The 12,495-nt window shown below is 42.8% G+C and carries 13 protein-coding genes; 5 read left to right on the forward strand and 8 right to left on the reverse strand.

Annotated features, from left to right (window positions below; genetic code table 11):
* Window positions 1-93 precede the first annotated feature (93 nt).
* Window positions 94-681: a DUF1997 domain-containing protein gene (locus V7K38_RS26430; RefSeq protein WP_334862198.1), complete on the forward strand. Its 588-nt coding sequence runs from the start codon at window positions 94-96 to the stop codon at window positions 679-681.
* Between the two features lie 8 nt (window positions 682-689).
* Here V7K38_RS26430 and V7K38_RS26435 read toward each other — a convergent pair whose 3' ends face one another.
* The 4 genes from V7K38_RS26435 to V7K38_RS26450 all read right to left on the reverse strand — a co-directional run bounded on the left by V7K38_RS26435 (window position 690) and on the right by V7K38_RS26450 (window position 7,594).
* Entirely contained in the window at window positions 690-1,346 is a 657-nt protein-coding gene (locus V7K38_RS26435; protein ID WP_334862200.1) for a ribonuclease HII, read from the reverse strand.
* A gap of 8 nt (window positions 1,347-1,354) precedes the next feature.
* Window positions 1,355-3,556 carry an Rne/Rng family ribonuclease gene (locus tag V7K38_RS26440; RefSeq protein WP_334862202.1) on the reverse strand — a complete coding sequence of 734 codons (2,202 nt, stop codon included), beginning with the start codon at window positions 3,554-3,556 and terminating at the stop codon, window positions 1,355-1,357.
* A gap of 856 nt (window positions 3,557-4,412) precedes the next feature.
* Window positions 4,413-7,106: a TIGR03960 family B12-binding radical SAM protein gene (locus tag V7K38_RS26445; RefSeq protein WP_334862204.1), complete on the reverse strand. Its 2,694-nt coding sequence runs from the start codon at window positions 7,104-7,106 to the stop codon at window positions 4,413-4,415.
* A 158-nt stretch (window positions 7,107-7,264) separates the two neighbouring features.
* The gene (locus tag V7K38_RS26450) at window positions 7,265-7,594 is read right to left on the reverse strand and encodes an STAS domain-containing protein (RefSeq protein ID WP_334862206.1); all 330 of its coding nucleotides are present in this window, start codon (window positions 7,592-7,594) and stop codon (window positions 7,265-7,267) included.
* A gap of 470 nt (window positions 7,595-8,064) precedes the next feature.
* On the opposite strand from V7K38_RS26450, the gene V7K38_RS26455 reads away from it, so the two are divergent.
* The gene (locus V7K38_RS26455; RefSeq protein ID WP_094331166.1) at window positions 8,065-8,268 is read left to right on the forward strand and encodes a hypothetical protein; all 204 of its coding nucleotides are present in this window, start codon (window positions 8,065-8,067) and stop codon (window positions 8,266-8,268) included.
* 371 nt (window positions 8,269-8,639) lie between these two features.
* Here the strand turns inward: V7K38_RS26455 and V7K38_RS26460 are convergent, their stop codons facing one another.
* Window positions 8,640-8,984, reverse strand: a complete 345-nt coding sequence (locus V7K38_RS26460; RefSeq protein WP_334862234.1) for a hypothetical protein — start codon at window positions 8,982-8,984, stop codon at window positions 8,640-8,642.
* A gap of 281 nt (window positions 8,985-9,265) precedes the next feature.
* Between V7K38_RS26460 and clpS the strand changes: the two genes are divergently transcribed.
* The 3 genes from clpS (at window position 9,266) to V7K38_RS26475 (ending at window position 11,058) form a co-directional block, all read left to right on the forward strand.
* Window positions 9,266-9,547: an ATP-dependent Clp protease adapter ClpS gene (gene clpS, locus V7K38_RS26465; RefSeq protein WP_334862208.1), complete on the forward strand. Its 282-nt coding sequence runs from the start codon at window positions 9,266-9,268 to the stop codon at window positions 9,545-9,547.
* Window positions 9,548-9,625: 78 nt separating this feature from the next.
* Window positions 9,626-10,450, forward strand: a complete 825-nt coding sequence (locus V7K38_RS26470; RefSeq protein WP_334862210.1) for a CPBP family intramembrane glutamic endopeptidase — start codon at window positions 9,626-9,628, stop codon at window positions 10,448-10,450.
* A 140-nt stretch (window positions 10,451-10,590) separates the two neighbouring features.
* A complete protein-coding gene (locus V7K38_RS26475) occupies window positions 10,591-11,058 on the forward strand; it encodes a hypothetical protein (RefSeq protein ID WP_334862212.1) in 468 nt (155 codons plus the stop codon).
* A gap of 27 nt (window positions 11,059-11,085) precedes the next feature.
* Here V7K38_RS26475 and V7K38_RS26480 read toward each other — a convergent pair whose 3' ends face one another.
* Genes V7K38_RS26480 through V7K38_RS26490 form a run of 3 tightly spaced genes read right to left on the reverse strand, consistent with a single transcriptional unit; the run spans window position 11,086 to window position 12,394 of the window.
* Window positions 11,086-11,475, reverse strand: a complete 390-nt coding sequence (locus V7K38_RS26480; RefSeq protein WP_334862214.1) for a type II toxin-antitoxin system VapC family toxin — start codon at window positions 11,473-11,475, stop codon at window positions 11,086-11,088.
* Window positions 11,475-11,708 (reverse strand): hypothetical protein, encoded by a 234-nt coding sequence (locus V7K38_RS26485; protein ID WP_334862216.1) that lies wholly within the window; start codon window positions 11,706-11,708, stop codon window positions 11,475-11,477. Before V7K38_RS26485 ends, V7K38_RS26480 begins: the two co-directional genes overlap by 1 nt.
* Window positions 11,709-11,755: 47 nt before the next feature.
* Entirely contained in the window at window positions 11,756-12,394 is a 639-nt protein-coding gene (locus V7K38_RS26490) for a pentapeptide repeat-containing protein (RefSeq protein WP_334862218.1), read from the reverse strand.
* Between the last annotated feature and the right edge of the window lie 101 nt (window positions 12,395-12,495).

The raw sequence follows: 12,495 nt of genomic DNA on the forward strand, positions 1-12,495 counted from the left end.
CTGATAAGCAACGATAATTTTGTACTTTTTTAATAATCAGATTTAAGTTGTTAAAAAATATTAAAATTAAGAGACAAATATTTTTATCCGCTCATGGCTACCCGGTTTACTGCCTCCCAATCGGTTGAAATCGCTGTTCCAGAGCAGCCTATTCCCATTCAGCACTACTTGCGTCAGCCTCAACGTCTGGTTAGGGCTTTGGCTGACAACAGTAGAATTGAGCAGCTTTCTGAGGAAGTATTTCGCTTGAAAATGCGTCCGCTCACTTTTATGTCATTAAGTATTCAACCGACTGTAGACATGAGAGTTTGGGCCGAATCAAATGGAATAATTTATTTGCGATCGCTACGTTGTGAAATTCTGGGTTTCGAGTATATTAACCAGCGCTTTGCCCTTAATTTAAAAGGGCATTTGTCTCCCAAAGAATTTAGTACTGGTACTCGCTTGGAAGGAAGGGCTGATTTAGAAGTGCTGGTGGATTTATCACCGCCATTTTCCTTTACTCCTAAGCCGATTTTAGAAGCTACTGGTAATGGTTTGCTCAAAAGCGTGTTGTTATCGGTTAAGCAACGGTTATTAAATCAACTTTTGGCAGATTATCGCCACTGGGTAATATCACAAACTAAAGATAGAGGACTTGACAGTGACAGTACTGAATTGCCAATCCTGAATGCTGAGTGATTAAATGATTACTCAGCGTTCGGGACTTTGATTTGGCAAGGACGAAAAGACTGACGATGTAAGGGCGATGGCCCGTATTGTTGCAGAGCCAACAAATGCCGTTGGCTACCATAACCCTTGTTACGCTCTAGGTTGTACATAGGGTATTTTAATGCTAGACGCATTACCAAATCGTCACGCCAAACCTTCGCAACAATACTAGCAGAGGCAATAACGAGCGATCGCTCGTCTCCCTTAACTATTGTTTGTTGTGGCAAGAGCAAGTCTTTGATTGACTGGTTGCCATCAACCAAGCAGAGTACAGGCTGTACCTTTAACTTCAGTACAGCCCGCTTCATTGCTAATAGTGTCGCTTGCAAAATATTTATCTTGTCAATTTCGGCAGTAGAAGCAAACCCAATTTTCCAGTCTATAGCCAGCCCACAAATTTGCTGTGCTAGCTGAGTTCTCCGAGAACTAGACAACTTTTTACTGTCTTTAATTTTAGCTGTCATCAGTATTGGCAAAGCACGATCTGGTAGAATCACTGCTGCTGCCACCACTGGGCCAAATAGAGCGCCTCGCCCGACTTCATCCACACCTGCAACCAATCCTGGAATCCCTGACAAGGTAGAAAACTCCAGCCAATTGGATTGTTCCAAGGACGTTGGCGATGTTTCTACCATAAAGCAAATTAATTGTCTTCGATCGCTGAGGAACGACGGCGGCGGCGACGGCTAGCAGTGGCGGCGCTGTTCGCATCATTTTCATCTGCGATCGCATTGGCGGTGTTGTTGGCATCACCTTCATCTGCGATCGCATTGGCGGCACTGTCAGCATCATTTTCATCTGCGATCGCGTTGAGGGAGGCTTTTGTAGGCAAGCTTTCCAAAGGATTGGCAGTCAATTCAGATGGTTCAGTTATCTCTTCTATCAAAGATTTTTGTTCTGGCTCAATAACTTTTGGTATTGGTAATTTGGTTGCAACTACTTCAGGTGTTGCTCTTTGGGCAATAGGTGATTCTGAGATGGATTCAGTTGGAGTCGTTCGCACTTGACCGGGCTGAATCACGTTAATAATCACAGACTTGGTATTTTTGACCTCTTGCTCTAACTTCACCAAGGGAGATATTCCCATCAAGGCAAACATATCCTGTTCCTGGAGGCTCATTTCTACAGTTCTAATTTCCGGTGGTTCTACCACTGGTTTAACTGGGTCTGCCTTAATAACTTTAGTGCGCTCTACTACAGTGCGCTCCACTCTTTCACTCCAACCTGGTTTACCAAGGGTGGGTGAGGGAATTTCTGGTGCAACTCCTAATTCTGGTTCTATATCAAGGTCTAAATCTGGCTCGTTGACAAAAGACAGTGGATTGGTAATAACGCGAGATTCATCTTTCCCATTTAACCCATTGATGCCAATTCGACTGCGGCGAGTGCGAGTACGACGCTTATTATCATTAAGTTCTTGATAACTAGGATGATTAATCAGATTTAAATTACTCGATTCCGAGTCGCCGTCAAATGCTTCCCCAAATCCATCATAAGTTTCTCGTGGTTCCGGGATGCGGGCAGCTGGCTGACGTGGTTCTCGGTGAGGTAGGGATACAAAACGCTCACGCTCTGGTGTTTCTGCAGGTATTGGTAATCGGTTTTCGAGTTCTCCAGGCAGACGCACAGTATGTCCTAAACCGCCACAAGTGGGACAAGTTTCGCCAAACAATTCGTAAATATTTTGACCTTGACGTTTGCGGGTCAGTTCTACTAAGCCCAGTTCAGTGAGTTGGGCAATCTGGGGACGAGCTTTGTCTGCCTTGAGTCCTTTATTAAAGTGTTCCAGAACTTGCAGTTGATCGCGCCGTGATTCCATATCAATAAAATCAACGACGATTACCCCGGCGATATTCCGCAGACGCAACTGGCGAGCAATTTCGGTTGCAGCTTCGCAGTTTGTCCACAAAACTGTTTCTCTGGCTGTTGCCGATCGCGTGAAGGAACCTGAGTTAACATCGATTACGGTTAATGCCTCCGTTGGCTCTATGACGACATAACCTCCCGAAGGTAGGTCTACTCTTGGTTTCAGGGCTTCTCTAATTGCGGCACTGATGCGGAAATACTCTAAAATTGGGGAGCGATCGCGGTGATGATCGATCAACAATCCCTGCGGTGTTTGACCTCCACTCCAATTCTGCAAGTACTGCTTCACGCGCTTCAAGCCAGTACTAGAATCTACGACAATCCGATTGACATCCGCGCCGTACATATCTCGCAATACGCGCTGGATAAAGTCATCGTCTCGGTTGAGCAGTGCTGGGGCCCGGGTAGAATGCGCTTCCTGCTGGATTGCCTCCCATTGCTTTTGCAGCAACTCCAAATCTTCCATAATCGCTTCTTCTGGTTTGCCTTCGGCTTCTGTACGCACGAGCAAACCCATTCCCGCCGGTTTGACCAAAATCGCTAGCGCCCGCAAGCGGTTGCGCTCACTTTCACTTTTAATTCGTCGGGATAAATTTACGCCCCTACCATAAGGCATCAGTACTACGTAACGTCCAGGTAAGGTGATATTACCTGTGAGCCTGGGCCCTTTCGTCCCCGTTGGCTCTTTCATTACTTGCACCAAAACTTTCTGCTGTGGTGTTAACAGTTCTGTAATAGCTGCGGCGGTACGCTTTAGCTTTAATGGCCCCAAATCGGTGACGTGAATAAAACCGTTACGCTCTGGGTCGCCAATGTTCACAAAAGCCGCATCTATCCCAGGCAATACGTTTTCTACTACTCCTAAATAGATATCACCTATTTGATGATGACCGGTAGCAACAACGAGTTCTTGTATTTGATCTTCAGAAAAGACAGCAGCAATTTGGTGCTGCTCCGCGATAATAATTTGTTTTGGCATTCAATTTCCTCAAAAATTGGCAGCACCAATAGGTCTGAAGGTTTTTTATACCTTTCCTTTGTTGCCCTTGCAACCCTCAAAAGGCGCTACTGATGATAAAAATCGTAAACTTGATGTTCTAAGTTAAATAGCTATTGGCGCTCTTAAGAGCGTTTTCACGGCGGATTATTCCAGAACGGGCGCATATTTAAGCTACTAAATCAACCACAGACGGTTGATTTGTGATGCAATACTCTCAATCAAGAGAGTTCTGAGTTGAAAGTTCTGAATCCTGAGTGAGTTTTTAACTCAGGAAGCTTTTTTGAGAGTAACCTACTGAAGTCGTCAAGAAAAAGAAACTATTTTTATTTTCCATTCCTGGATTTATTCTTAGCGTTATACTCAGCAACGCCAGTTGCTACCCTACTTTTAAGCCGCCCTTTGCGCGTCTAGTGAACGTCTGCAAATCGGCTTAACCTACAGTAGTTGTTTACCCTACGGTAACACCAAGGGCGAACAACTCTAGAAGAGTAACGCGCTAGCTCTTGGGCAATACTGTTGATTAGACATTCAGCAGTTGTTGAAAAAGTATGGATTTAGAGAAGCTAACCGAGCCTGCTGTTAGTTACTGATTCACAAGGTAGCTATAGAGAGAGTGTGTGTTCTTTAATCTGCCTCAGTTTGTCTGGGATAAAATCCTAGAAGTTGCACTCTAATATCTTTGCTTTCGCCCCCTGAACACCAGGGTAGTGAACCAGCTAATTTCAATGCAGCGTCAGAAAAATTCTCTTCACCCCATTCTAACGCAACCTTACTAAAAATCAATTCCGACGATGTGCCGTGTTAGGACAACTACTAGCAAGCTGTCCTACAGGGATTATACCGCTAAAATTAGCCGATTGCGGTGGATATGCAGGAGTTGAAATTCTCCATTAGCCACTCTCCCTAGCATAAACAGGATTTGTTCAGGACGCAATAGAAAACCATCTTGGCGATAGCTACCTACATAACGGATAACAGACATAGATTCTGTAATGCCTTTATGTGTTTCTATTAATTCCAGTTCAAATAAGCGATCGCGCAGATTTATTAACTGGCTCTTGCCTGACTTTGTTGTATGCTCGTACCAAAGTTCATCTTTTGCTTTGATGGTATCAATCCATTCTTGCCATTGTATAGATGTTGTTTCTTCTACTGCTGCTACGGTAATTAAATATTCTGCGGTTTCTAGCAGTTGGCTAGCTGCCGGAGTTCTTAAATCTATCTGCTCCACATTATATATGGGTATGTCTGTGGGCATTTCCCGAACCAATTTTTCTTGAAAAGTATCGATGTCCACTGGTAAAGTTAACTCAAAATCCGCAATTTCACCACTACTAGTAGCTCCTAAAGCCAAAGCAGTTGCTACAGAAATTCGCGGCATTGGATGAAACCCACCAGTGAAAGCAATTGGTAAGCCTGCTCGTCGCACAACTCGGTCGAACAAACGGATTAAATCTAGGTGACTTACCAAAGCCATATCACCCTGTTTCCCAAACCAAACTCGCAGTCTTTGCGCCTTAGTTGTGTTGGGGACAAACTCGCCAGCAAATTGGGGGATAGCAGGTGATTCAATCACGACGTTATGGCCAAAGTCGGTTCCACATACGCCACAGTGCGAACAACCTTCAAAAGAGCAGTCGGGGACAATTGCAGCTTCTAAGGCGCGTTGCAAGTCTTCTTTGAGCCACTTTTTATCAATCCCGGTATCAATATGATCCCAAGGTAGGGGAATGTCTAGGGAGTGGGGAGTGGGGAGAGACGCGATTAATCGCGTCTCTACAAGAGTGAGGAATTGGTTATTTTCCGCATCTGCCGATCTGTTCCGATCTTGTGCGGGAAACAAATTCCATTCGCCATTTTCTACTTGGCGGTATTTCCAATCTAGATCGGCTTGAGCGATCGCATCTCCCCAAGCGCTAAAGGCTCGATCTAAATTTTCATACCAGGAATCCATTCCTGCACCTAATTCCCAGGCACGGCGGACTACTTTGCTCAAACTGCGATCGCCTCGTCCCACAAAATCTTCCATTGCCGAAATTCGGACATCGGTAAAATTTACCTTCACTCCCTTGATCCGACGGAATTCTTGCCGCAATAAGTTTTGTTTGCGCTTAAATTCTGTGGTAGAAACTGAGTACCACTGGAATGGTGTGTGGGGCTTGGGCGTAAAGTTAGAAATCGTCAGGTTAAAGTTCAGAGGTTTTCTGCCTTTGCCCCGACATTCTCGCTGTAGCCAGCTGACTGTTTCCGCAATACCCAAAACATCAACATCCGTCTCGCCCGGCAAGCCAATCATAAAATACAACTTGATTTTATCCCAGCCTTGCTCCCAAGCTGTTTTTACTCCCCGCAACAATTCTTCATTGGTCAAACCTTTATTTACGATGTCTCGCATCCGCTGAGTTCCAGCTTCTGGAGCAAAAGTCAGCCCACCTTGCCGCGTACCCCCAAGGATATTGGCAATATTCTCATCAAATCTGTCTACCCGTTGGCTTGGTAGAGTCAGAGAAATATTTTCGTTTTTTAAGCGATTTTTGATTTCCATCCCCACTGCTGGTAGGGACAAATAATCAGAACAACTCAAAGATAGTAGGGAAAACTCATTGTAACCAGTTGCCCGCATTCCCTGTTCAATAGCTTCTACAACCTTATCCGGTTCTACATCCCGTGCTGGGCGAGTCAGCATTCCTGGTTGACAGAAGCGACAGCCACGAGTACAACCACGCCGAATCTCAATAGTCAAGCGGTCATGTACCGTTTCTACGTAGGGAACTAAGCCAATGGAATATGCTGGTATGGGAGTTGCAACTCGTCGCAGAATTCGTTTTGGCACCTCAGGGCGACAAGGGTGAACTGAGCCATCCTCTGCCATATCGTAAAACTGGGGAACATATACGCCTGGTATCTGTGCCAAATCCAGTAATATATCTTGCCGACTCAATCCTGCTTGTTTACCTTCCTCCAATACCAAACCAATTTCTGGTAGCAGTTCCTCTCCATCTCCAAGGGCGATAAAGTCGAAAAAGTCAGCGTAAGGCTCAGGATTTGATGTTGCTGTTTGCCCACCAGCAAAAATCAATGGAAACTGAGACTGGACATTCGTAAATTCTCCCCCTGTTTGTTGGCGTTCTCTCCACGTCAAGGGAATTCCAGCTAGATCCAACATTTCTAGGATATTGGTTGCACCCAGTTCGTAACTGAGGCTAAAGCCTAAAATGTCGAATTCTGTGAGCGATCGCTTTGACTCTACCGCAAACAATGGCGTATTAGTTTCGCGTAGTTTGCCTGCGAGGTCTTTTCCTGGGAGGTAGGCGCGATCGCACAATTGACGCGGTTGGGCGTTCAATATGTTGTATAGGATAATATGCCCTAAATTAGATGCACCGACTTCATATACTTCTGGGTAGGTTAAGACCCAGCGTATTGCTGTCTTATCCCAAGCTTTGTGTACTGCTAAACGTTCATTACCAAGGTAACGCCCTGGTTTTAAAATATCCGATGTTATTAATTTCTCAACTGCAACAGCCACTGTGCTATCTTCTAGCTACCTTAATTACAGCTACCAAAGCCAACATTAGCATTGAATTAGGTCTTCTAACATAATTTATCGTTGTAACTTATAACTCCTTTACATAAAGTCCACTTTTTAACCGAAGCTTTGTGCTTTTACATCCATCAAGTTAAAAGTCATGTTGTCGCCAACTCAACTTCACCATCCAATATTTCAAACACCCTGTCGAGTTGGGTTAGTTCAAAAATAATTCTAATTGATGGAGCAACAGCGCAAAGTCGGAAACCCCTTCCTAAACTAAGAGCCAGCTTGTGTGTAGATAACAATGCCATCAACCCCGCGCTATCTAACGATTCTACTGCTGCGAGGTCTACTACCAAGATGGAAATACCATTTTGTGCTAATGCTGTAGTCATATCTCGTTCAAATTCCAAGGCGTTTCCGGCACTCAAACACCCTTGAGGGCGAACGATTGCAATCTTGGGATAGTGAAGCACTGCTTGCATAGTTACATCCTATTGAGAATTGTTGAAGCGTCAAACTAAGGATTATTTGAACATAAACTCTATTCTGTTGCATCGACCTTATGTATTAGCTCTCTTTGCTGAATCTTCATTTCTTTAGTATCTCTGTTTAAAGATTGTTATAATTCCAGGTTAGAATGTGTTTATATATACTTTTTTTTTATCTCAGTTCAAAAACAATCAACATAGACAGCCAGAGAGTAAACCAATCATCAGTAACTATGCTGATAAAACTTGCTTAGTCTATAACTCAAGCTAATTTAGCCAAGTCTTAACGGTAAGTTAAATCTCCCACTTTAGCGTTGCTGATGGCATACGCCAGAGTTATAGCGAATTATCTATTTAACTAATTAAATGTGAGCTATATCACAAGTAAGTTAGTATTTAGATCGCTTTTTATACTTAGAGATATCTGGGATAATTAGTATCATCTTACAGTTGGATTATTACTTATGAGAACTAAGTACGCTATTCGTAAATTGGTAGAAAAAGCTCTTGACATTAAAAAACTAACTCCTGAGATAGAAAATGAAATCAACTCAGAACTGACGGAACTAGGTTACATTTCTGACGTTGACTACGAAGCTCTGGAATTATTAATGTCGGAGATGGATGCTGGTAGAATTAAGTTGGTTCCTAGCTTTGGATATTCCTAAATGCTTATGCACAGAGGTAGATCAAGTGAATTTGATTAATACTAAAGTAATTAAAATTCTGAGTCAGTCAAACAATTTTTAGTAAAACCTGGGAGGATAAAAAGGGCGATATCATTGTTTGTATTTTCTATGAGATTGATTATTTAAATTGCTTAAGATGGCGTAAACAGTGCCAATAACCCTCTACATTGTGCCTTCGTAGTAAATCGCTGTCTAGTTCGCTAAATGCCTAAAAAAACTTTCTTTCTCCCTATCTGTTTGTTGAAATTGTCCACGAGCAGATTAACTCGTTGCAAAGGGAGTTGATACGATCAATATGACTGCTGGTGCTACAGATAAAACTAGTACTAGTCATACTACTTGCCTCATACCTATTGATATGCTTGCCACAATTGCTGAATAAATTGATTAAGTTGCTGCTTGGCGCATGAATCAGGTTCAATTTTTGGTTCTTTTGCTAAAACTTGGCTTAACAAGGTAATTACTTCTGTGTCTAATGCTGGCCGAAATAAATTGGCAGGCCAAAGCAAGTCAGATGCATCTCGCAAATCGGTAATTAGCGGCGATTCTTGAATCAAAGTAACCATTAATAAAGGACGCACCCAGCACAACTGACGGGAAACTACAAATTGAATGACTTCTGCATACAGATTCCTGTCGCCATGCTCTAAAGACACAATTTGTCCTGGTTGAAGAAAATTTAGGCTAATGTCCATCATTATGCAGTTTGGGCAGGGGCAAGGATTATTTGACAACTTCCTTAATCTTAAAAATGAAAATGCGCTACGTTTAAGGAAGCTTATGTAAGATTAGGGTAGCACTCTCACGGCAACGATGTCTAAGACCTCTGCCTCACAAGTAGCTATGCAAACTAAGTAGAGCAGTTTTTCTAGCATAGTATCTGAACAGAAATACTATAGAATAGGTAAATAACTGTTAAGCGATCGCTACACAGACACTTTGTAGTAGTGAATAAACAAGAAAAGAGCAAAGAGCCGTGTCAGTTGAAACTATTGAAAAGCCTTCCACAACCCGTAAGCTAGCGCCTCGGTATCGCGTTTTGCTCCATAACGATGAGTACAACTCGATGGAGCATGTTGTACAGTCATTAATCGCCACTGTACCTAGCCTTACCCAACCCCAAGCTGTGAGCATCATGATGGAAGCCCATACTAATGGGCTAGCTTTAGTGATTGCTTGCGCTCTGGAACACGCTGAGTTCTATTGCGAAACCTTGATAAGTCACGGTTTAAGTAGCACAATTGAACCTGATGAATAGTCATTGGTCATTGGTCATTTGTCATTGGTCATTTGTCGAAATTTAGAGTGTTGACTGGTGACTAGTGACTTATCTGGTATGAAAAAAAACCTTGTCCGTTTAGCTGAACGCCCTGCCCCTATTAGGCTGGGTGCTTTTATTTTGAATTTAGCGCTGCTATGGTTGCCATTGGCTGCACCAATATACTTACTAGTCCATGATTCAAATTTAGAAAGTATATTGACATTGGTATTGTTATATGTAATATTTATTTTTCTCCTGAAATTATGGGGTAAATATGTCTACCAGCAGCCCCAAATTCTGCAACATTATGGCTTAGAATTCACGCGACAGAATGGTGTGGATTTACTGCGTGGCTTGGCTATAGGGATAATTAATATTCTGATCCTTTTTGGGATAGAAGGTTTGTTGGGTTGGTTGGTGTGGCAACAACCGAAAGTTTTTTTGCTGAAAGTAATTTTAGAGGGTTTACTTGTTGGCTTAGGTGTTGGATTTGCTGAGGAATTGTTATTCCGAGGCTGGTTGCTAGATGAATTACAACGAGATTACAGCCCGCGTGTAGCACTGTGGACAGATGCAACTGCGTTTGCTACATTGCACTTTATTAAACCCTTGGAGGCAATTATTCATACACTGCCGCAATTTCCAGCTTTAGTACTGCTGGGGTTAACGCAAGTATGGGGAAAGCGTTGGCGGAGGGGACGCTTGGGTTTACCAATTGGTTTACATGGTGGTTTAGTTTGGGGCTACTACATTATTAATGTTGGGAAATTAGTGAAATATTCTGGTGAAGTTCCTGATTGGGTAACTGGTGTGAATAATAATCCCTTGCAAGGAGTGATGGGGGTGTTGTTAATGAGTGTACTAGCTTTGTGGATACGGGGGCGAACAATGAAAAATTAAAAATGGGTAATGAACTTGTAGAAAAACAAAATATCGGCTAAAAAGTAACTACATTAATATTCCTTTTAGGCAAAGTGTCAGAGTTTAGCCAAAAGGTTTTTAGAGGTTAAACATTAAACAAATATTTATTGTTAAAAATAATGGATTGTAGTCGTCTGGAATATATAAAAAATGTCAATGATGATGGTGATGTTTGGGCATATGAAGGCTATCCTATTGGAGCTTACTTTCGGTTGAACTTTAAAGAGAGTAAAGATACAGGTGTAGATACTCACGCCTTTAACTTACCAAAAGGATCTCTGATCATCCTTTCTCAAAAACGACCTGAGTACGAGCGATACTTGACGCACGTAGTTCAACTGGTTAATGAGGGAAGTGAAGATAAACCTCAAAGAGAAACTGGTACATGGGGTATTTTTCGATGGGTTAAGGTTCATTGGATTGCTGATTTCGACAATATCAGCCGTATTCCTCTTGATAAGAAGGAAATGAGAGCCGATTGGGGTTTTCATAACACTAAAGCTAAATTATTATCTAGTCCAAGCTTGATGTCTCAGTGGGGCAGTATCGATGCATTAAGAGCGCACTTAGGAGAAGTCTTTAATTAGTTGTTAATCATTTTCACGAAATGGTATTCACACTAGATAATTTGATTTTGCTATCTCGACTAATTCACTGGTACTCCCAGATAATAAAGCTGTAGCAGCAATAATGCGATCGGGTAAATCTGGTACTTGTGAGCGATTTACCAAGGGTAAAGCTTGAGCTATCTGCCGATTAAAAGGAACTTCAAACAGTACAGCATCAATTGCATCAACAGATACAAGCAGCCTTTCAAGTGTCAGTGGAGAAATACGCCCTTTCTCGCTCAAATATATAATTTCAGCTAGGGTAATGGAAGAGAAAGCAACTTGATCTCCAGAAGATGCTATTTGAGCTATGGTATTCTGGGCAGTTGTAGATAATCGGGAATCGCCAAAAATGTACCAGATTACTGCATGGGTGTCAGCGACAGCACGCAGCATCAAATGTCCTCCCGTGGAAAGCTAGCCCATTCTTCACTGCGGGCTGCATCAATTTCTTCTGCCGAAGGTGCTTTTCCCAAATCCGCACACAGTCCCCACAATGATTTGCGGAGAACGATAGATGATTGAGCTGTTAACTCACGTTCTATATCAGGAGCAATTTGCTGGATCAAACGTACTTTGTCCACGGTTGAAAGTTGCTTTGCTAGTCTGAGAACTTCTTTTAGGCTCACAAATTTTCACCTGCTTCATCTGCGAAAATTTTAACAATAGCTAATCTTTACGCCCGCGTCTCAACCACAGTACCCACAACACACGCCTTATTCAAATTAACACCGCTCAAATTTGCACCTTCTAACTCTGCACAGAGTAAATTCGCTCCCGTCAAATTCGCCCCCGCCAAATTCGCCCCTCGCAAATCAGCTTCTTCAAGGTTCGCTTCACTCAATAACGTCCCTTGCAAATCGGCACGGCTCAAATCTGCACCTTTGAGATTTGCCCCAGTCAGGTTTGCACCCCGCAAGTCAGCACCCCGCAAATCAACGCCTTGCAAGTTCACGTTCATCAAATTAGCACCACTCAAGAAAGCACCCACCAATGACACATCACTGAGTCTTGCTCCCATCAAATTAGCGCCACGCAAATTGCTACCCCGCAAGTCAGCGCCCGTTAAATCTGCTTGCATCAGGTTTGCTCCCATCAAGTTCGCCCGCAAGTCAGTTTCTTGGAGGTTTGCCCCCATCAAATTTGCTCCCTCCAAATGTCCACCTTCCAGCTTAGAACCAGCAAAATTAGTGCCAACAAGGGTAGCACCAGCAAGATTAATCCGGCTTAAATCTAGTCGGGAGAGTTCCTCGTCTTCTAAATTTGCCCCTGGAAGTTGTTTGAGTTTTCCTAATTTAATGGCTTCAATATTCATGTAAAGTAACTACTCACCGTTCGCGTAATAGGATTTGACTAAGAGGAATTATCGACCAAATGACCATAAATATCAGGTGATAGACCAAGTAAACAAATAAT

Source organism: Nostoc sp. (assembly GCF_036917465.1).
Classification (GTDB): domain Bacteria; phylum Cyanobacteriota; class Cyanobacteriia; order Cyanobacteriales; family Nostocaceae; genus Nostoc.